A 21,129-nucleotide genomic window follows, 5' to 3' on the forward strand; every position below is an offset into this window, starting at 1 on the left:
AGGGCTCGATCTGCTGCGGGAGATCCTCCGGCTGCACGTCGGACAGGACCCCGACCTCACCCGCACTCGTACCGGCGCCGCCGCGTCCCAGTACCCCAGCAGCCGCGCCGCGTCGGCGGGATCGTCCTTCCGGACGACGCCGAGCAGATGGCCGGGCAGGAGCGAGAGCACGTCGCGGTCGCCGGGGAAGTAGGCGGCGGCCAGGCCCAGGGAGCCCGCGACGGAGACCGCCTCCGCCGTGCTCATCACGGTGGAGGGGCGTTCGACCTCCCAGCCTTCGACCGAGTGGCCCTCGCGCAGGTCCCGGAAGGCGGTGACCAGGGCTTCGAGGACGGCGTCGTCCACCTGGTAGGCGGCGCCCACCCGTTCGACGGCCGCCCGGGACTGGCGCCTGACGAGCGCGGTCTCGGCGTCCACGTCCCCGATGGGGCCCACGGTCTCGAAGTTGAAGCGCCGCTTCAGTGCGGCGGACATCTCCGAGACGCCCTTGTCCCGCAGGTTGGCGGTGGCGATGAGGGTGAACCCGGGGGCCGCGTGTACCTGGGCCCCCTCGCTGCCCGCGAGTTCGGGGACCGCGATCCGCCGCTCGGACAGCAGTGACACGAGGGCGTCCTGAACCTCCGGCAGGCAGCGGGTGACCTCCTCGATACGGGCGACGGCCCCCCTGGTCATGGCCGTGAGTACCGGGGAGGGCACCAGAGCCTGCTCGGTGGGCCCCTGGGCGAGCAGCAGCGCGTAGTTCCAGCCGTACCTGAGCTGGTCCTCGGTGGTGCCCGCGGTGCCCTGCACGGTGAGGGCGCTGGTTCCGCAGACGGCCGCCGACAGCAGTTCGGAGAGCATGGACTTGGCGGTGCCGGGTTCTCCCACGAGGAGGAGTCCGCGCTCTCCGGCGAGGGTGACCACGCACCGTTCGACCAGGGCGCGCTCGCCGACGAACTTCTGCTCGATCACCAGGCGGAGCGGTACCCCGGCTCCTGGCCGGGCGCCCTTCGGCAGACTCAGTGCCTCGTCCGCGCTGCCCATCACGAAGGTGACGACGGCGCGCGGGGTGAGCAGCCAGCCGGGTGGGCGGGGTCCTTGGTCGTGGGCGGCGAGGAAGGCCAGCTCGGTGGCGTACCGGTCCTCGGGCGGCGTGGTCTGGCGGTGCGCCCGACCGGGCGGCGCCGCCCGGTCCGGGACGCCGGCCGTAGCGGTGCCGTCCGTGGTGGTCGTGGTGTTGTTCGTCATCGGCGGCGGCCCTTCCGGGTTGCGCGGGTGTCCAGTTCTTCGAAGGCGGGGGCGTCGCCGCCGCGGGCCCGTGCCCAAGCCGCTGCGAACAGCGCGGGCACGGGGAGGTGGGGCAGGGTCCGGGCGGACCCGGCCACGGGGTACAGACTTTCCTTCCAGGTCTCCAACGGCAGTCCGGGGGCGCCTCGTTCGAGCCAGCCGCAGGGAAGGAACAGCATGCGGCCGGCGCGGGAGCGCTTCGCCTCCACGACGAGGTCGGTGGCGGTGAGTTCCGCACGGGCCTTCTTGACCCGTGCCGGCTTCCACCCGGTCCACCGGACACAGTTGCGGTCCGTGGGGTCGGGCAGGGCGAGCAGCATCAGATAGAGCGCTGCGGCGTCCTCGCTCAGGCCGAGGGCGTCGACGGCCTCGGCCACCAGCTCCGGTACCGCACGCGTCGGGTCCTGGGCCGGGTGGAGCGGGGAGCCGTCGGGGGCACCCGACGAGACCAGCGCGACGGTCTCTTCGCCCAGCAACGCGCGCAGGGCGAGCAGATCGCCGGTGCCGTGGCCGGCGACGATGCCCTCGATCAGGCCGAACGCCGGATCGTCGGGGCCCGCCAGTCCGGCGGGGCGAATCAGCACCCTTTCACTGCTGCCGTGGCCGGGGGCGAGGAGCAGCGCCGTACCGGCACGGACCAGTCCGTCGGCGCCGGCGCCGCCGGACTCGGGGAGCCCGTGGGCGGCGCGGACCGCGGGGCCGATCGAGTTACCCGCCTCGGTCCACTGCAGACCGAGTTCCAGCACCAGGCCCGGGTCGGCGAGGCGGCCACGCAGAGCCGCGAGCCCGACGGGCAGGTGCGCCCGCAGGGGGTGCCCGTACGGCAACGTGTAGGCGAGGGTGCGCAGGGCGGTGAGTGCCGAAACGAGGGCGCCGCGTGCGTTCACCTGGCGCAGGACCGGGCGACCGGTGCTGTCCGGGACATCGGTGCCGTGGGCGAGCCAGGTCCGGGAGCCGGTGTTGAGGATCAGGTCGACGGCGTCCGCTGTGGTACCCGACAGGTCGAGGTCCAGTTCTTCGGGGACACGGACGAGGGTGGCCAGTCTCTCCTGCCAGACCTCGCCGGCGGCCCCGACGTCCGGGCCCGTGGACCACAGCTCGGCCGGGTCCGCGGGGAGCAACGCCCGGAGCACGGCGTGCAGGTCGGCGGGGGGCAGGGCGTCCAGCCCGGCCTGGGCGGCCTCGAAGGCACGCGTCTTCACTCCGAGCAGCGCCAGCGCCTCGGAGCCTGGGTCCTGGACCGCGCCGGACAGCAGCGCGGTGGACTGGAGGGGGCCGATGCCGGTGGCCGTGTGGAACGCCTCGGCGGCCTCCGGACGCCAGGGTGCCGGGCCCTGCTCCCGTACCAGGGTGGTGAGCCGGGTGAGCCGGTCGCGGGCGATGCCGTTCCGGTACACGTACTCACGGTCCAGGGTGAAGCCGGGGACGGGCCCGAAGGCGCCGGTCGGGTCGTGGTCCAGGGCGAGCCAGCGTGCGGCGTCGTTCCGGGAGTTCTGGCCGCGGCTGTCGAGGACCACCACGGTGCGGGCGCCTCTGCGCAGCACCTGGCCGAGACGGTGCACGACCTCGTGGCGTCCCGTCCCCGGTGTCCCTCCGCCGTACGGCTCGACGAGCACCACCTGCCGGACCGTGCCGGCCGGGTCGGCCAGCGGGCCTGCGGCCAGTGCTTCCAGCAGCACGAGGAGCCCGGTGCGGTGCTCGTGGGAAGTGGTCGCCGAGGCGGCCCGGTAGGCCAGTTCGGGCAGCACGCCGAGGACGGAGGTCCAGCTCAGGGAGTCGCCGGGCACCGTGTACTCGTCCCGTTGCCAGCCGTCCGCGGACGTGAACGGGACCTTGGACGGCGTGGGCGGGCCGAACGCCGGCCGGCCGCCGAGGACATGGTTGACGGCGAGGATCTGCCGGATCACGGTCCACCGGCGCCCTCCTCCCCACCAGCCGCCGCGCATCCGCTCGGAGCTCCAGGCGGAAGCGTTCTGCAGGGTCGTGTCGTCGCCGTGCTCGGGCGCGTGGTCGAAGAACATGCCCTGGGTGCGCGCGAGGTCCCGCGGAGCGGCGGGCTGCACGGGCTTGGGCTGTTCCAGGTACCGGGCCGCTGTGGCAGCACGGTCCACCGCGTTCCTCACGAACGCGGTGATGCCTGCGAGGAGCCGCGGGTCGGTCACCTCGGGCAGCACCCGGGCGAGGGCCTCCTCGCTCAGCTCCCGCGACGAGGGCCCGGTGTACTCCTCGACGGCTCGGAACGCCTGGAGGTGCTGGGCGACCGCGGCGGCGACCACCTCGAACATCTCCCCCGCCCTGGAGTCCGTCAGGTTCCGCAGGACGGCGGAGCCCCGCTCGTCCCTCGGGCGCAGGGCGTGCCAGTAGGCGACGGGGGGCACGTAGGGGGTGCCCCCCGCGTCGTTCCCGCCGGAGGAGCCGGAGATGACGGACCACAGGCTGCCCCCGGTGCCGTCCGTGTCCGCCGGGTGCGCTTGGACGGAGCGATGGTCCAGGGTCAGGACCGGCCGTGATCCGCCGGGCAGGGTGAGGGCGCCGAGCGGTACCGGTGAGCCGCCCCCGGGCAGCGGGTGCGGCAGGGTCACCGTGTGTCCGTCCGGGGTGCCCGCGACGATCCGGTGCCCGTCGGCGGGGGCCGCTGTGCCGGGTTCGTCGACCGTGCGGCGGACCCAGCGGCCGAGGACCGTGCCGTCCGTGCCGAGCGGCGTGGTCTCCAGACCGGGCTGGAGCGGCAGCACCTGGCAGTGCTCGGTGAGCAGCCGGGTGTTGTCCCGAACCCCGGAGCGGAGGAAGGCGGGGAGGGACGCGCGGCCGTGCGTACCGGCGACCGGGTCGTATTCCAGCCACACCCGCTGTGAGCCCTGATGGCCTTCCCGCCAGTGGCCGGTGCCGTCGGAGATGACGGCGCGCTGAGGCGGGAGGGAGGTGTCGCCCGCGTAGAGGGCCTTGCCTCCGGTGGCCCTGCCGCCGCCGGGCAGCGGCAGGCATACCTCGTCCGAGGCGCCGGAGCCTCCCCAGCGGGGGATCTGCTCGCCGCCGACGGTGAACACCTCGGTGGGGCGGTGCGACCAGTAGCCGCGCTGCGCGCCGTCTTCCCACCAGACGACCAGCAACTCGCCGTCGACGTAGCGGAAGGCGAACGTCCGCCAGTGGTCGACGCTCGTGGGCACCCGCAGGGTGTGCCGCAGCAGAACACCCTCCGGGCCGATGACGACGGCCCGTTCGAGGGTGTGCAGGATGAGTTCGGGCCAGGCGCCGGTGACACCGACGCTCTCCGACCGGTGATGCCGCTGACGCGGGGCGGAAGCGACCTCCGCGGCGAGTTCGGCGTACGTCTCGTCGAGCGTCGGCCAGCCCAGTTCGTCGAGGACGCCGGTGCGCAGGGTGGAAGCGAGCAGCGGCACGACGTCGTGGCTCTTCAGGAGCCGCACGGCCTCCGGGGCGACGTCGGCGGCCACGGTGCGGAACGCCGAGAGCTTGTTGTGCGCGGTACGCAGCCCGGGGAACCCTCGCGCGGCCGTGTACTCCTCGGCGCAGGCGGTCAGCCACTCGCGCAGGATTTCGCAGAGCACGGGGTGCGCTGCCAGCTTCGCCATGGCCGCATCGCCCAGCCGCTGGCCGCGCTCGTCGCCGAGGCCGCCGATGCTGCGGTACAGAAGGGCGCGGAAGACCGGTCGTCCGGCGACGGCGGCCAGACCCTGCGCGTCGGGGGCGGTGTCGGTGAGCCACGGGCCGAGCGGGACACCGGGGGCGTGCGCGCTGCCCGTGCCCCGGTCGTCCGGCTCGACGACGGGGACGCCGGAGGCCAGGCAGACGTCGAGAAGGTCCAGGTCGGCGTTGCGCTGCCAGCGGCCCTGGAACAGCTCGACGGGACGACCGTCGGCGCGCAGCCGGTCCGCCATCCGGGCGGCCAGAGCGAGGGTCTGCGGGCTGCGGGCCGCGGTGGCGCGGTTGCGCCGGCGGTGCGCCTCCCAGCGGGCGAGCCAGTCGGCCGGGGAGACGGACGAGGTGGAGGGGGCTTCGCGGGAGGCGGCGTCGTCGGAGGTGTCCGGGAGGGCGGTGAGCAGGGCCTCCGCGCCGGAATCGGCCAGCAACACGAGCCAGTCGGCGTCGCCGTCCTTGTCCTTGCGGCTCTCGCTGAAGGTCTCCGGGAAGAAGCCGAGGAGCCGGACCCGCACGGCCTCGTCCTGGCGGGCGAGGGCGACGAGAGCGGAACGGTAGGTCGCCCAGAACGAGACGGGGGCGCGGACGACCCCCGGCGAGCCGATCAGATCGGCCATCAGCTCGCGCTCGGCGGCCTCGCGGTCCAGACCGGCGGCCTTGACCAGCGCGCGCACGTCCTGCGGCAGCGCCGCGTACGGTGGCATGCCGGCCGCGCAGCGCTCGACCAGCAGACGACGGAACTGCGCCCAGGCGTCCACCGGTGCGAGCCGGGCCACCAAGTCCCGCACGTACTGCCGCAGCGCCTTGACGGTCAGCGCGCCGGCGAAGGCGAACTCCAGGAAGACGGCCCGCTGCCGTTCCTCGTCCACGACCAGTCCGTGCACCCGCTCGGCCTCGCGGGCCTTGCCGAAGAAAGAGGCGGCGTAGGTGGTGTTCTCGGCCTGGAGGAAAAGTCGTGAGACCTGCTCGTAGTAGGTGGGTAGGAAGTGGGGCACGGCACGGCCGAGCCGGGTGCCGAGTGCGTCGAATCCCTCCTTGGCCGCTCCGGCGCGGGTCCTGGCCTGCCGGCCCAGCCGCTCGATGTCCTTGACCAGGGCCAGGGCATGGTGCCCGTTGGCCGGGTCGTTGACCAGTGCCCACGCCGGGAAGCCCAGCGTCTCGCGGCGCACCTGTCCCACGACGGGTGCCTCGGAGGTCCGGGCCAGCCCGAGGAACTCCAGGGCCAGGTCCTCGGCTTCACCGAGAGTGCCGGGCACGAGCCGGACCACGGAGCGGTCGCCGAGGGCGGCGTGCGTGTAGGTGCGGGCGGTCAGCGCGTCGGCGTCGTCCCGGTCGGTGGTACCGGACGGGAGGATCGCGCCCGCGTCCAGCAGGGCTGCCGCGCGTGTCTCGGCGGCGGCCGGAATGGAGGTGTTCCCGCCGCGGTCCTGGGCGGGGAGGAACGCCTCTCCCTCTGCCGTCGGGTCCGTGTGGGTGTTCGTCGTCGTGATGCTCATGCCGCCCGCTCCTCGTCCGCCACGTCGCGGCCGGCGTAGAGCGCCGCGGCCATGCGCATGCCCTCGGACCATGCGACGGGGCCGACCTCGGCGACCGTCAGCGCGCGCCCGGCAGGGTCGGTCCAGCCCAGCGGGCCCGTCTCGGTGTCGTACTCCCCGTATCCGTCGTGCTCGCCGATCCAGATGCGCGCCTCGGTGGTGGCGCCGTCCTCGACGACCGGGCAGACCGCGTATCCGCCGCGCGACCGGTACCCGAGTTGGGTGACGCGACCGTGCAGGAAGCGGAGTTCCTTGAACGCGCCGCCGGCGTAGGTGTCCACGGAGGTGGCGTCCGGGGCGAGGCCGGGCGGGCGGCGCCACACCTCGCGGAACAGCTGGTCCACGGTCTGGCGCACCGCCAGTTCGACCGCGAATTCGCGCAGGTCGTCGAGGTCGTCGAGGAGTACGGGGTGGGGCACGCTGACGACGTCCGGAGTGATACGGACCGTGTCGCCGTCCAGGTCGACGAGACCCAGGCCGCGGTCGGGGTCGACATCGCGCAGGAACCCGGCGATCCCACCGTCCGCGCCGGTGACCACGACGTCCCGCAGGGCCGCCCGCCACGCGGGGTCGGGCCAGACGCGGGCGAGCACGGCCGTGGGGACGGGCAGCGAACGCACCATCCACTGCTCGACGTCCCTCAGGCACTGGAGTTCGTGCCGTTCCAGCCATTCGGTCAACTGCCGGAGCCCGACGACCGCCGGATCTTCCTTCAATTTGGCCGGGACGGACTGCAGCCGTCGGCCCTTCGCGTTGCGGCAGACCACCTTGCCCGCCTCCAGGGCGACTTCGTAGTCGCCCGCCTGAACCCACCCCATGCGCTGTTCTCCCCGTTGTTCCGGACGGCCGCCGAACCAGCGACACGCCGATGAAACCCGTCGACGGCGACGCACCGTGACCAGTGGAAGAGACTCTAGGCGTCCCCACTGACAACGGATTCGGCTGCCTCCCCCTCGCCGTACGAGCACGCCCCGTCAGGTTCCTCGCGCTTGCGCGAAGCGGCCGCTCGCCTCCGGCCCCGGCAGGGCCGCAGGGCATCGGCCCAAGTCCGGCCCTCTCTTCGAGCGGTTCCGCAGGGAAACCTCCTGCGGGGCCGAATCTGCGGCGGGTCCTCCGCGGGGCCACCCCGCGGGTCCGGATGTGCGGCTCTCACCGGACCTGCACCACCGGTGTCACGACCTGACCGCGGCCCGCGCCAACCGGATCGTCCGGTACCGGAACTCCAGGGCGTCCCTCCCCCGGCAGGTCGTGCGGGACGGCCGTCGGCCCTGGGCCACCACCGGGCCCCGAAGTCCACCGACGGGCGGCCCACCCCGGTGGAACGGACGGTCGGCCGGGCACGGGTCACATCCCGGACACCCGTCGCGCGCGGCACGACTCACGCCCTGGCGGGCCTTCAGAAGATCGTGATGCCGCACGAATCGGACGACGTCAATCGCCGAAGCCGCCGCCCCCACGTGAGGAGGCGACGCGGAAGGCGCTCACCGGGCCTCGACGCCCCGCGTCGACAGAGGCGCCCAGGTGTATCGGACGCGCACACCCTGGTCGCGGAGCCAGGCGGCCTCGCGGTGCCGGAGTTCGCGCGCGGACTCGGGGGCGATGGCGCTGGGCCAGCGGACGAGTACCGCGGCGACGTGGCCCGTCTGTGCGAGCTGCCTCACACGCCGCCACCCTCGGCGCCGGGCCGGGTCGGGCTCACCGTAGGTGTCGGTGACGACCTCGGCGATCGTCAGCCCGCGCTCCCGGGCGAACGTCTGGCCTTCCGTCCGCGCGCGCTGGGCGGCTTCCCCGGGTTCGCCGGGGGCACGGTCGGCGCATACGTACAGCACGACCGGAGAAACGGCTTCACCGTGGGGGGTCATGGGCGCCTTCTGTCGATGGATCGAGGAGGAGGGGTTCCTCGCTTCCGAAGGGGACGCAGCGGGCGTGCGACCGCTGCGGGGAAGGTGCCGCGCTCGGTGTCGTCCGGTGCCCACGGCATCAGGGTCGAGCCGTCAACTCAGCCCAGACGACCTTTCCTTCGCTCCGCGTCGAGCGGGCGGAGCCCCAGCTGTCCGCGAGTTGCTGGACGAGGAGCAGCCCTCGCCCGCTCTCCTCGCCGGGGCCGACGCGACGCCCGGACGGACGGACCGGGGGGCCGTCCTCGTCGTGGAGTTCGATGCGCAGGCGCCGCTCGTCACCGGTCAGAGTGAGGCCGCAGAGGACATGACCACTGTCGGTGTGCAGTACCGCGTTCGTGGCCAGCTCGGAGACCAGCAGCACCGCGTCGCAACACGTGTCGCCGGGCACCTCCCAGGCGCAGAGCCGGTCGCGCACCGCGTCGCGGGCCGTTCTCACGCTGGCACGCAGGGCGGGCAGGCCGAACCAGTACTCCCGGCGTGGCACCGTCCCGGCTAAGACGGGGGTCGAGGCCGGGGCTGAGGGCGTGGACAGTGTCACGTATGTCGCCTTCCAGCGCATGTCGGAGAGACGGGCGCGGTGAGGGGATGCGGGCTGCGACGCGAGCGGCGAAAGGCGTGTACCGAGGTAGGCGTCCGTCGGCGGGGCGCCGACGACACCATCGACATCACGCATTCCCTCCCGGTCGGATCTCGCGTCGACACCATGGTTCGACTGCTCACCCAACCACTATGCGCGTGATCGGACTCACGCTGCAACCGACTCCCTGATAATTTCAGAAGCACGGGTATCACCCTGGCGTCGACTTCAAGTCAGTGACAGAATCCTGTTATTGATGGACCCTCAGGAGGTTGGGGCGTGAGCGAAGCCCGCACCGGCACCAGCGCGCCGACAGTCCTGCGCATGATCCTCGGTCGCCGCCTGCAGGAGCGGCGGATCGGCGCCGGAGCCTCGCTGGAGGACGCCGCGAAGGCGCTGCGCGTGCAGACCCTGACGATCCGCCGGCTGGAAAAGGCCGAAGTCGCACTGAAGCCTCTCTACGTGGAGAAGCTCCTGGAGACCTTCGGCGCGGACCGCCAGGAGATCGACGAGTTCGTCGACTTGGCCGAACAGGCGAACAAGCCCGGCTGGTGGCACTCGTATCGCGACGCCGTCCCCAGTTGGTTCACCGCCTACGTCAGTCTGGAGTCCGGGGCCAAGACCCTTCGCACGTACGAACCCCAGTACGTCACCGGCCTTCTGCAGACCCCCGAGTACGCTCACGCCGTGCTGCGCGGTGGGTTGCCGAACGGCAGCGAGGAAGAACTCGCACGCCGCGTGGAGTTGCGGCTGCGCCGCCAGAGTCTGCTGGAGCGGGAGGACGCACCCACGTTGTGGGTGGTCATGGAGGAGGCCGTCCTGCACCGGACGGTGGGCAGCCCTCAGGTGATGCGGGAACAGCTCGAACGGCTCCTGGACATCTCCGAACTCGCGCACATCAGCATCGACATCGTGCCGTTCTCGGCCGGCGCGCACATAGGGGCGTGCGCCCCCTTCACGTATTTCCGCTTCGAGGAACCCGAGTTGCCCGACATCGTCTACAGCGAACTCCTGTCCGCCGCTGTCTACCTCGACCAGCGCGCGGACGTCGTGTCCCACCTCGAGGCACATTCCCGTATGGCGCTCCAGACGTCGTCCGAGGACAGCAGGGCGCTCTTGAACCGCATGCGTAAGGAGCACTCATGACAATCACCGACGACAGCATCTACAACGGCATGCCGGCCCGCAACCTCGGGGAACAGGGCTGGGAACGCCCCTGGAGCGGGCCGAACGGCGGCCAGTGCGTCGAGACGAAGCAACTCACCGACGGACGCGTGGCCGTCCGGCAATCGACCGACCCGGCAGGGCCGGCGCTGATCTACACGCCGGAGGAGATCGGCGCGTTCGTCCGCGGAGTCAAGGAAGGTCTCGCCGATCACCTGGCCGGCGGCTGAACCGGCGGCGGGCAGGAGGGACGACGACACCGGTCCCGTACCAGGCGCCGGACAGACACACGCACCAAGGGGAGAACATGACCACCAGTCAGGCCCGCCGGGATCTCGACACGAGCAGGCCGCATTCGGCCCGGATGTACGACTACTTCCTCGGCGGCAAGGACCACTTCGAAATCGACAAAGAGGCGGCTCTGGTCGCGGCCGAGGCCCACCCCGGTCTCTACCTGACCGCCCGCGAGAACCGGGCTTTCATGCAGCGGGCCACCCGTGTACTGGCGGAAGAGCACGGTATCCGCCAGTGGCTGGACATCGGCACGGGCATCCCGACCGAGCCCAACCTGCACCAGATCGCCCAGTCGGTGGTGCCCGAGGCCCGCGTCGTGTACGCCGACAACGACCCCCTCGTCCTCAAGTACGCCGAACGCCTCATGCGCAGCACGACGCAAGGACGCACGGCGTACATCGAGGCCGATGCCACCGATGCCGATGCGCTGATGAGCGCCGTGGAGGACTCGGGGGTCCTGGACTTCAGCAAGCCCATCGCCCTCTCCCTCAACGCGCTCATGCACTTCGTCACCGAGCCGCACGACCCGTACAGCATCGTCCGCCGACTGCTGGAACCGCTCCCGGCGGGCAGCGCCCTCGCCATGAACCACTGCACGCCCGACTTCGATCCCGACACCTGGAACCAGGTCGCGGATGCCTACACCAACTCCGGCACTCCGGTGAAGTTCCGCTCGCACAGCGACGTCAGCCGCTTCTTCGACGGGCTCGACCTGATCGACCCCGGCATCGTCTGCTGCCACCGCTGGCGTGCCGCCGAGGACGCGCCGGAGATCGCGGACGCCGAGATCAGCCTGCTCGCGGGCGTAGGCATCAAACGCTAGTGCAGCGTCAGCCAAGGTTTACCCGTCGAGGAGCGGCGTCAGGTGCGCGCTCTCGGCGTGCCGGCCGGAAGCCCCGTACTGGACGTACTCGGGCTTTCGGCCGGTGCGGCAAGAGTGCGCACCGGGCGTCGCGACGGCGCCACTTTCGACACACGCCCTGCCGGGATGGCCCGAAGCCCGTCCGGGACGTATCCGGCGACCGCCGCTCCCGCGGCCGAGGGCGCCACGCCAGATCCGTTGCCGCTGCGCTGTCGACGACCTGACGCTCCAAGATCGAGCTGCTCCGCGGTGCAGGCGCAGTACCCTTCCGACACGTATGTCGCACGGTCGAGCACTCCGGGAGGGAAGAGCGCGCCGGCCCGGAACGACGACAACGAGCTCGAAACGCATGCGGTGCTGATCGACGATACCGTGGTGGCGCTTGCGCTCCTCAGCACGGGCGTTGGCATCGGGGTTACTGCGGCGGAGGCCGCGCCGCGCGTCAAGAGCGGGCTCGTCAGCCTCAAGTCGAAGCTGAGCCGCCCGGCGGAGCAGGCCTCCGGCACACAGGCGCCCGCCTCCTGACAGTCGTGGCAAAGGCCAGCCGGAACAGCCTGACGGTCCTCGACCGCACACCGAACGAGTCAATTCGCTCAGTGGCACAGGGGTTTCCCTCGACGGTGGCGCCCGGCGACACTCCTCTTCCAGGTCCGTCAGTCGCGGGCGTGTCAGGCCATCGCGGACTACGGGATCTCTCCGCGGCGAGAGCGAGACGCATTTGTCGATCACGACCGGATACATGCCCGGCCCGCGTCGGAATCTGACGTACCACCAGGCCGCGGCCACCGCAGATCTCCCGGTCGACGAACGGCATCCGCTGGTGAGCTCATCAAGTCGGCCATGGGGTGGTCGCGTTGGGCACGGCGGCCGTGGATGGTCCTGCGGTAACCTCGCTGCATTCGGCAGCCGACCAGAGACACAGGTGGGACAACGGTGACCCAGGAAGCCAACAAGAGCAGCCGGTTGAACCCTGAGCCGCGGCCGGACCTGGTGTCGCGCGCGACGGAGTTCCTGCCGCCGGGCAGCGAGATCAGGCAGGCGTTCATCGCGCAGAGCGCGCCGAACTTCCTGTTCTTCGTCGTGACGTACATGACCGGTCTGACGATGCTGGTCAACAAGTACCGGTGCGTGGCCGTCACGAAGGACGAGATCTACGTGCTCGACAGCACCAAGCTGTCCGGTGGCGCCAGCCCGCAGAAGCTGCTGGGCACGATGCCGCGCCGCACCGAGCTCGGTCCGGGCCGCGGCAACTGGTGGACGATCGAGCTCCTCGGCGAGAAGCACTGGGTGCACAAGCGCTTCTTCGAGCAGCTCGCGGCCGCCGACCGGGAGGCCGGCTTCACCTCGTAGGGCTCGCGACCGGTGGACGCGGTGGCCGTGGGACGAAGAGGTCTGTCCCCGGCGACCGCGTTTGCCGTGTGCGGGGACGAAACGACGGGCTGTCGTCGACCGTGACGAAGCCTACCGGTCGGCCGGCGCCGCCCACGGCGGCTTCGTCGGCCGCGGGGCTCTCCCGCGTCGACCGCCCGGCCTTCACCTCGTACACCGTCGTGGGGCGACGGGCGGCTGCCGCCAGGCACTTCTTGATCGCCGCGTCCTCCGGCTCCCACGAGGTGTCCTCGTCGTGAAGGAGCAGGTCGGGTTCGCGGCCACCGTCCTGCGCGCGAGCGGGACGTGCCGGAGCGCCTGAAGCGCGGTACCTCAGGCCGCGGCCTGTTCCTCGATCGTGCCCGTGGCGGCCAGGGCCCGCAGGGAATCGGCGGTCGGACGGTCGCGCTCCCGGTGATCGCGGACGTCCGCGTGGTTCAGGAAAGGCACCCGCTCGGCCCTGCCACAACCGCTGGGACGAACCGGTGCGAGCCGCTGAACCGGTGCCGCCGGCGGAGAGTCGAAGTCCCGCCGGTACGAGACCGGTTCAGCGGCTCGGGGTTCTCACGTCGTCGCGAACTCGAACCGCGACGGGGCCATGTCCACCGCGGCGACCGCTTTGTAGAGCTGCTCGTTCAGGCGTTGGATCCGCAGTTGGTCGGGGACGGGGCGGCTGCGCTCGCGCATGATCTCCTGCGAGACCTGCAGGATCGGCTTGATCTCGGTGACTCCCAGGCCCTTGCCGTCCAGGTAGGGCAGCGCCCAGAAGTCGAAGTCGTACAGCGGCAGCCAGGTCGACTCGGTCACCTCGTCGAACATGACGTCGCACCAGCGGGCAGCCTCCACGGCGTTCATGGTGCGGTGCGACCAGTCGTAGGCCGAGCCCTCGATGCCGTGCATCTCCTTGCGCTGATAGACCGGGGCCTTCGGGTTGCCCCACCATGCCTGGGCGCGCCAGAACGTCGGGCCGGTCTCGTTGAGGAAGTCGATGGTGTTGCGGATCGTCTTCTCGTTCTCGCCGGGGAAGCCGACGATGATCGAGGCGAAGGTGGTGATGCCGCGCTGCTTCAACTGGGCGATGCCGTTGCGGTACTGGGAATCCTGCGCGAGCTTGTTCATCGCCGCCAGGATGTCCTGGTCGCCGGACTCGATGCCCAGGAACACGCCCTTGCAGCCGCTCGCGGCCGCCAGGTCGAAGGTCTCCTCGTCGCGGGCGTTCGAGCAGCGGAAGTAGGAGTACCAGTTGAGGCCGAGGTCCTCCTCGATGAGCATCCGGCACAGTTCCTTGAACCGCTTCGGCGGCACGTTGAAGGTGTCGTCGACGAACACCAGGTTCTTGACGCCCAACTCGGCCATCGCGCGCAGCTCGTGGCGCATGGCGTCCACCGAGGCGGTGGTCAGCGCGCCGGCCCGCTGCGGATAGTCGCAGAAACTGCACTTGAAGGCGCAGCTGCGGGCGGTGCGGGTCTGGGCGGTGGCGCCGATGACGGACGGGTGGAAGCCGGACCAGTCGATCGTGGCGTGGTCGAGGTCGTTGGCCTCGGGCTTCTTGGGCCCGGAGACCCAGCTGCCGCCGACCTGGGTGACGACGTTGGCCAGGCCCTGCGGCGAGCGGCCGGCCTGGACGGCGCGGGTCAGCTCGACCAGCGCGGTCTCGCCCTGCGATTCGACGACGTAGCTGTCGGCGCCCATGCCGTGCATGAGGCCCTGTGCCATGTCGGTGACGCCGTCGAGGCAGATGTTGTCGACCAGCGGGCCGCCGACGACTATGTGCGTGTTCGGGGCGTAGTAGCGGATGAAGTCGATGACCGGCAGCACGGGCATGATGTTGACGTAGAAGGTGGTCGTCACGGCGACGACGGCGGGCCCGCGCTCCAGCAGGTCGGCGAGGCGCTCCTGCTCGGCGCTGAACAGCGACACGGTCTCAGCGGCCAGGCCGGCCTTGCGCAGGAAGTTGGTGAGGTAGATGCCTGCGAGGTTGTGCACCTCGCCGACGTGGTATTTGTCGTTGCGGCCGGTCGCCTTGTTGCGCAGGGTGCTCAGGGCGTCCATCCAGGACAGGTGACGCCCGTCGACCTCCATGAACTCCTTGCTGTAGATCTGTTGGGTGGGCGAACCCGCTCCGGTGCTCTCGCACATGGCGCGGTAGTCCTGGAAGTCGCCCTCGTTGTAGCCGATGACCACGCAGTCCAGTGGTTCCGTCATGAATTCCGTCTCCTGTGTGTCCCAGCGGATCGGGTGCGGATGTGCCCCCGGATGTCGCACGGCGCGTGGCCCCGTGGCCCGGCCTAGTCTTCGTCGAGGCCTCCGAGCGCGGCGCGCACGAGGTCGTCGATGTCGAGTTCCATCACCGAGCGCTCCACCTCGGCAACCTCGGCCGCTTCGGTCGCGGCGGTGGTGTCGGCGTCGGTCGTCGGCTGCGGGATGCGGAGGATCCCGAACTCCTCGGCCAGCAGGCCGGCCACGGCGCGCGGGTTCGGGTGGTCGAACATCAGGGTCGCCGGCAGCCGCAGCCCGGTCGCGGCCTGCAGCGCGTTGCGCAGCTCGATCGCGGCCAGCGAGTCGAGGCCGAGGTCGGTGAACCCGCAGTCGGCGTCGATGTCGGCGATGTCGCCGTGGCGCACCGCGGCGGTCCGGGCGCGGACCAGCTCGACGAGGGTCCGCGTCGCGTCCTCGGCCGGCAGGTCCGCGAGTTGCCGGCGCAGCGTGCCGGCCCCGGGGTCCCCGGCGGCCGGGCGTGCCGGCCCGCGCTGGGCCGGCAGAGCCCGGGTCGGCGTGCGCCGTGCGGTGGCGCCCATCCGGACCGCGATGCCGTGCAGAACCGGTGCGAGCAGGTCGGCGTCGCGGTCGGCCAGCAGCGCGGCGTCGACCCGGACCGGTGCCAGCGTGGTCCGGTCGAGTGCGACGGCCTCGTCGAAGAGGGCCAGCCCCTCGGCGACCGGGAACGGTGGCAGGCCGGCGGCGGTCATCCGCTGCTCGTCGCGTTCGGCGTCGGCCGGGTCGACCACGCCGGACGGCCCGGCGCCGAGGTTGGTGCGCGCGGTCCACAGGCCGAAGGCCAGCGAGGTGGCAGGGCGGCCCTCGGCGCGGCGGCGCGCTGCGAGCGCGTCCAGGAACCGGTTGGCGGCGGCGTAGTTGGCCTGTCCCATGGCGACGGCGAGGCCGGCGACGGAGGAGAAGAGCACGAACGCGCTCAGGTCGGCGTCGCGGGTCAGCGTGTGCAGGTTCCAGGCCCCGGCGACCTTCGGTGCGAGGACGCGTTCCCACTGGTCTTCGGTCAGGTCGGCGAGCAGCGCGTTGTCCATCACTCCGGCGGCGTGCACCACGGCGCGCAGCGGGCGGTCGGCCGGGATCGCGGCCAGTGTCCCGGCAAGCGCGGCCCGGTCGGCGACGTCGCAGGCTACGACCTCGACGTCGGCGCCGAGCGCGGTCAGTTCGGCGACGAGTTCGGCCGCGCCGCGGGACGCCGCGCCGCTGCGGCCGACCAGCAGCAGGTGCCGGACGCCGTGCGCGGTGGCGAGGTGGCGGGCCACCAACGCGCCGAGGCCGGTCGTGCCGCCGGTGACCAGTACCGTGCCGTCCACGTCCCAGGGGGCGGGGTGTTCGGGTTCGGAGGAGGGCACCGGCGTCAGCCGGGGGACCCGCAGGTCGGCGCCGCGCACCGCGAGCTCGGCCTCACCGGCGGTCAGTGCCGCGGCCGGGAACTCCGCGGCGTCGGCGGGCAGGTCGACCAGCAGCAGGCGGCCCGGATGCTCGGCCTGCGCGGCGCGGATCAGGCCCCAGACCGCCGCGTGCGCGGGGTCGGCGACCTCGTCGGCGTCGTCGGCCTGTACGGCGGCGCGGGTGACGACCACCAGTCGCGAGGCGGCGAGCCGGGCGTCGGCCAGCCACTCGCGGACCGCGGCCAGCACCTGTCGCAGCGTGTCGCCGACGAGTCCGGGCATCTGCTCGTCGGAGGGTTCCGGCTCGACTGGGCAGGCCAGCACCACTACTTCGGGGGCGGGGGTGCCGCCGTCGAGGGCCATGGTGACGGCGGCGAGGTCGGTGTACACCGGCGCGTCGGTGAGGTCGAAGTCGACGCCGCCGGGGGGACGGACGACCATCCGGGCGGCCGGGCGGGCGGCGGCCTCGGCGGTACCGACCGGCTGGGAGTCCCAGGCGAGCCGGAACATGCCCTCACGCATCCGGGTCCCGGCGGAGGCGGCCGCGGCTGCGGCCACCCGGTCGGGGGTGACGGCCCGGACCACCAGAGATTCGATGGTGGCCACGGGGCGGCCCGCGGTGTCGGAGAGCTCCAGCCGGACGGCGTCCGAGCCGGTCCGCTCGCCGTCTCCGGCCCAGTCGATCCGCACCCGCAGCCGGGAGGCGCCGGCGGTGTGCACGCTGACCCCGGTCCAGGCGAACGGCAGCTGGGTGGCGCCCACGTCCTGCGGCTTGCGGTCGCCGAGAAAGTCGGTGGCGCTGAGCGAGGCGTCCAGCAGCGCCGGGTGGACGCGGTAGGCCGCGGCGTCGGCGACCGCCTCGGGAGGCAGCGCGACCTCGGCGAAGACCTCGTGACCCCGGCGCCACAGCCGGTGCAGACCGCGGAAGGTCGGCCCGTAGTGGTAGCCCTGGCCGGTCAGGTAGTCGTACACGTCGGAGATGTCGACCTCTTCGGCGCCGGCCGGCGGCCAGTCGGCGACGACCGCGTCGGGAACGGCCGCCTCGCCCTCGGCCAGCACACCGGTGACATGCCGGGACCACGGGACATCCGGCGTGGCGCCGACCATCCGCGAGTACACCGCGAAGGACCGGCGTCCGCTCTCGTCGGCTCCGCCGACGACCGCCTGGACGGCCACCGCGGCGGCCGCGGGCACCGGCATCACGGCCTCGATGGTCAGCTCCTCGACCACCGGGCAGCCGACCTCCTCGCCGGCCCGCACCGCGAGCTCGACGTAGCCGGTGCCGGGAAACATCACCGTGCCGAGTACGTCGTGGTCGGCCAGCCAGGGCTGGGTGGCGTGCGACAGGCGGCCGGTGAGGGTGACTCCGCCGGTCTCGGGCGAGGCGACCACCGCGGTGAACAGCGGGTGCGCGGCCTCGTCCTGGCCGTGGACGGCGGCCCCTGAGGCGGCGGCCGGCTCCGGGTCGAACCAGAAACGCTCGGCCGCGAAGGCGTACGACGGCAGGTCGACGCGGCGCGCGCCGGTGCCGGCCAGTACGGCGTGCCAGTCGATCGCGGCGCCGTCGCCGTGCAGCAGCGCCAGGCTCTCGTTCAGGGTCCTGACCTCGTCGACACCCTTACGGACCGCAGGGACGGCGAGCACCCGGCGGTCGTCGAGGGTGGCCGCGGCGAGCGGGGTGAGGACGGCGTCCGGGCCGATCTCCAGGAACCGCACCGCGCCCTGGTCGGCCAGCGTGAGGGCGGCGTCGGCGAACCGGACGGTGTCGCGGACCTGGCCGACCCAGTACTCGGGCGAGATGAGCTCGCCCGGGGAGGCGAGCCGGCCGGTGACGCTCGACACCAGCGGCAGCCGCGGCTCGGCGAACGAGACGGTCTCGGTGACCGCCCGGAACTCGTCGAGCATCGGGTCCATCAGCGCGGAGTGGAAGGCGTGCGAGACCTTGAGGCGGGTCGCCTTGGCGAACTTCGCGGCGACGGCCGTCACCTCGGCCTCCTCGCCGGAGACGACCACGGCTCCGGGACTGTTCACCGCGGCGATGGAGACGCCCGCGGTCAGGTGCGGGCGGACCTCGGCCTCGGTGGCGCGGAGCGCGGCCATGGCACCGCCCGCGGGCAACGCGCCCATCAGGCGACCGCGGGCGGCGACCAGGCGGCAGGCGTCGGGCAGCGACATGACGCCTGCGACGTGCGCGGCGGCCAGCTCGCCGATCGAATGGCCGGCGAGCAGCGCCGGCCGGACGCCCCAGGACTCCAGCAGCCGGAACAGCGCCACCTCGAAGGCGAACAGCGCGGTCTGTGTGTAGGCGGTCCGGTCGAGATCCGTGCTGTCCTCGGCGTCGATCACCTCGCGCAGACCGCGGTCCGTCAGCGGGTTCATGAGGTCGCAGACCTCCTGGTACGCCTGCGCGAACACCGGGTGGGCGGCTGCCAGTTCGGCGCCCATCCGGGGCCGCTGGCAACCCTGGCCGGAGAAGACGAACGCGGTGAGCCCGTCGGTGCGGGCGGCGGCGGTGCGGACGTCGACCGCGGGCTCGGCCGCCTCCGCGATCGCCGCCAGGGCCCTCAGCGCCTCGTCGCGGTCGGCGATGAAGACGGCCGTGCGGTGCTTGAGGGCGGCGCGGGTGGTGGCCAGGGAGTAGGCCACGTCGGCGACGGACAGGTCCGGGTCGGCGGCCAGGCGTGCGTGCAGCCTGGCGGCTTGGGCGGGCAGTCGGTCGGTGTCCTGGGCCGAGAGCAGCAGCGGAACCGGAACCGAGCCGCGTCGGTCGGCGGCCTCCGGCTCGGCCGGCGCCTCCTCCAGGATCACGTGCGCGTTGGTGCCGCTGAGGCCGAACGAGGACACGCCGGCCCGCCGCGGGCCGCGCGACTCCCACGGCCGGGCCTCGGTCAGCAGCCTGACCTCGCCCTCCGTCCAGTCGACCCGGCGGCTGGGCTCGTCGACGTGCAGTGTGCGGGGCAGTTCCCGGTGGCGCAGCGCCATCACCATCTTGATCAGGCCGCTGACGCCCGCCGCCGCCTGCGCGTGGCCGATGTTGGACTTGATCGAGCCCAGCCACAACGGCCGTCCCGGCTCGCGGTCCTGCCCGTAGGTGGCGAGCAGCGCCTGCGCCTCGATCGGGTCGCCGAGCCGGGTGCCGGTGCCGTGGCCCTCGACCGCGTCGACGTCCCTCGGCCGCAGCCCGGCGGACGCCAGCGCGGCGCGGATCACCCGCTGCTGGGACGGGCCGTTCGGCGCGGTGAGCCCGTTGGACGCGCCGTCCTGATTGATCGCGGTGCCGCGCACGACGGCGAGCACCCGGTGACCGTTGCGGCGCGCGTCGGACAGCCGCTCCAGCACCAGCAGGCCCACGCCCTCGGACCAGCCGGTGCCGTCGGCTCCGTCGGCGAAGGCCCGACAGCGGCCATCGGGCGACAGGCCGCGCTGACGGCTGAAGTCGACGAAGATCTCCGGCGTCGGCATCACCGTGACGCCGCCGGCCACCGCGAGCGAGATTTCGCCGGAGCGCAGGCCCTGGACCGCCGAGTGCATCGCCACCAGGGACGACGAGCAGGCCGTGTCGACGGTGATCGCGGGGCCTTCGAGACCGAGGCAGTACGAGATCCGGCCGGAGGCGATGCTTCCCGCGCTGCCGTTGCCCAGGTAGCCGGCCAGGTCGTCCGGCGCGGCACCGCGGCGGCCGTACTCGCCGTACATGATGCCGACGTACACGCCGGTGGCGCTGCCGCGCAGCGCGTGCGGGTCGATGCCGGCGTTCTCGAACGCCTCCCACGAGGTCTCCAGCAGCAGCCGCTGCTGCGGGTCCATGGCCAGCGCCTCACGCGGCATGATGCCGAAGAACTCGGGGTCGAACTCGGCGGCGTCGTGCAGGAAGGCGCCGTGGCGCACGTAGGTGTGGCCCGGCAGGCCCGGCTCCGGATCGTAGATGCCGTCGACGTCCCAGCCGCGGTCCTCCGGGAATCCGGTGACTGCGTCGCGGCCCTCGGCGACCAGGCGCCACAGGTCGTCGGCGTTGCGGACGCCGCCGGGGAAGCGGCAGCCGATGCCGACGATGACGATCGGGTCCTCGGCGGGAGCCGGAGAGGCGGGAGCCGTAGAGGCGGGAGCCGTAGAGGCGGGAGCCGTAGGGGCCGTCGCCGGGGCGGTCGTGGGGCGCTGTTCGAAGCGTTCGTCGATGACCGTGGCGATGGCGCGGACGGTCGGGTGGTCGAAGACCAGCGTCGCGGGCAGGCGCGTCCCGGTCGCGGCGGTGAGCGCGTCGCGCAGTTCGAGCGCGGCCAGGGAGTCCACGCCGAGGTCGCGCAGCGGCCGGTCCGGGTCGACGGCGTCGGCTCCGGTGTGCCCGAGGATCCGGGCCAGGGTGCCGCGCACCTCCGCCAGCAGCGCACGCCGCCGTTCCAGGGCACTCAGGCCGGCGAACCGGTCGGCGGCGCCGGAGCGGCGAGTGGCGGGTCTCCGGCGCGGGGCCAGGGCCCGCAGCACGGCAGGAAGCCGGTCTCCGCGGGCGGCAAGCGCCCGGCGGTCGGTGCGCAGCACGGTCACGAACGGTTCGCCGGTCAGCACGGCCCGGTCGAACGCGCTGAGCGCGTCGGCGGGGTCGAGGGCCGGGAGCCCGAGGCGGGCCATCCGGTCCAGATCGGCGTCGGTGAGCGCGCCGCCGAGACCGGTGTCCAGGTGCCACATGCCGTAGCCGAGCGCGAGGGCCGGCAGCCCGAGGGCGTGACGGTGCGCGGCCAGGGCGTCCAACGGACTGCGTCTCCACGCTCGACGCCTGGTCCTCCCCCGTGCCCGTGCCGGTGGGGGTTTCGGTGGGTGTCGGCGTGGGGGGTGTGGCGGTGGG

11 protein-coding genes and 1 pseudogene are annotated in these 21,129 nt (G+C 72.7%); 5 read left to right on the forward strand and 7 right to left on the reverse strand.

Annotated elements, in window-relative coordinates; genetic code table 11:
- The 5 genes from ACWD3D_RS16405 to ACWD3D_RS16425 form a co-directional block, all read right to left on the reverse strand.
- A partial coding sequence (locus ACWD3D_RS16405) for an ATP-binding protein (protein WP_451461534.1) occupies window positions 1-1,227 on the reverse strand: 1,227 nt, incomplete at its 3' end.
- On the reverse strand, window positions 1,224-6,422 hold the full coding sequence (locus ACWD3D_RS16410) for a hypothetical protein (protein ID WP_451461535.1): 5,199 nt from the start codon (window positions 6,420-6,422) through the stop codon (window positions 1,224-1,226). The genes ACWD3D_RS16410 and ACWD3D_RS16405, both read right to left, overlap by 4 nt.
- Window positions 6,419-7,279: a DUF4132 domain-containing protein gene (locus ACWD3D_RS16415; RefSeq protein ID WP_451461536.1), complete on the reverse strand. Its 861-nt coding sequence runs from the start codon at window positions 7,277-7,279 to the stop codon at window positions 6,419-6,421. The genes ACWD3D_RS16410 and ACWD3D_RS16415 overlap by 4 nt, the downstream gene beginning before the upstream one ends.
- A gap of 663 nt (window positions 7,280-7,942) precedes the next feature.
- A complete protein-coding gene (locus ACWD3D_RS16420) occupies window positions 7,943-8,323 on the reverse strand; it encodes a hypothetical protein (RefSeq protein ID WP_451461537.1) in 381 nt (126 codons plus the stop codon).
- A 118-nt stretch (window positions 8,324-8,441) separates the two neighbouring features.
- Window positions 8,442-8,846 carry an ATP-binding protein gene (locus ACWD3D_RS16425; RefSeq protein WP_451461538.1) on the reverse strand — a complete coding sequence of 135 codons (405 nt, stop codon included), beginning with the start codon at window positions 8,844-8,846 and terminating at the stop codon, window positions 8,442-8,444.
- A gap of 372 nt (window positions 8,847-9,218) precedes the next feature.
- On the opposite strand from ACWD3D_RS16425, the gene ACWD3D_RS16430 reads away from it, so the two are divergent.
- The 5 genes from ACWD3D_RS16430 (at window position 9,219) to ACWD3D_RS16450 (ending at window position 12,609) form a co-directional block, all read left to right on the forward strand.
- The gene (locus tag ACWD3D_RS16430; RefSeq protein ID WP_451461539.1) at window positions 9,219-10,085 is read left to right on the forward strand and encodes a helix-turn-helix domain-containing protein; all 867 of its coding nucleotides are present in this window, start codon (window positions 9,219-9,221) and stop codon (window positions 10,083-10,085) included.
- A complete protein-coding gene (locus ACWD3D_RS16435; RefSeq protein WP_451461540.1) occupies window positions 10,082-10,333 on the forward strand; it encodes a DUF397 domain-containing protein in 252 nt (83 codons plus the stop codon). Before ACWD3D_RS16430 ends, ACWD3D_RS16435 begins: the two co-directional genes overlap by 4 nt.
- Before the next feature lie 77 nt (window positions 10,334-10,410).
- Window positions 10,411-11,220 (forward strand): SAM-dependent methyltransferase, encoded by an 810-nt coding sequence (locus ACWD3D_RS16440; protein ID WP_451461541.1) that lies wholly within the window; start codon window positions 10,411-10,413, stop codon window positions 11,218-11,220.
- A gap of 288 nt (window positions 11,221-11,508) precedes the next feature.
- The gene (locus ACWD3D_RS16445) at window positions 11,509-11,784 is read left to right on the forward strand and encodes a hypothetical protein (RefSeq protein WP_451461542.1); all 276 of its coding nucleotides are present in this window, start codon (window positions 11,509-11,511) and stop codon (window positions 11,782-11,784) included.
- Between the two features lie 408 nt (window positions 11,785-12,192).
- On the forward strand, window positions 12,193-12,609 hold the full coding sequence (locus ACWD3D_RS16450) for a hypothetical protein (RefSeq protein ID WP_451461543.1): 417 nt from the start codon (window positions 12,193-12,195) through the stop codon (window positions 12,607-12,609).
- 582 nt (window positions 12,610-13,191) lie between these two features.
- Here ACWD3D_RS16450 and ACWD3D_RS16455 read toward each other — a convergent pair.
- Together ACWD3D_RS16455 and ACWD3D_RS16460 are read right to left on the reverse strand one after the other, a co-directional pair.
- Window positions 13,192-14,832, reverse strand: a complete 1,641-nt coding sequence (locus tag ACWD3D_RS16455; RefSeq protein ID WP_451461544.1) for a PhpK family radical SAM P-methyltransferase — start codon at window positions 14,830-14,832, stop codon at window positions 13,192-13,194.
- A gap of 83 nt (window positions 14,833-14,915) precedes the next feature.
- Window positions 14,916-21,035 (reverse strand): annotated as a pseudogene (locus ACWD3D_RS16460) (SDR family NAD(P)-dependent oxidoreductase); the annotation flags it as partial.
- Window positions 21,036-21,129 lie beyond the last annotated feature (94 nt).

Source organism: Streptomyces sp. NPDC002690, assembly GCF_053592415.1.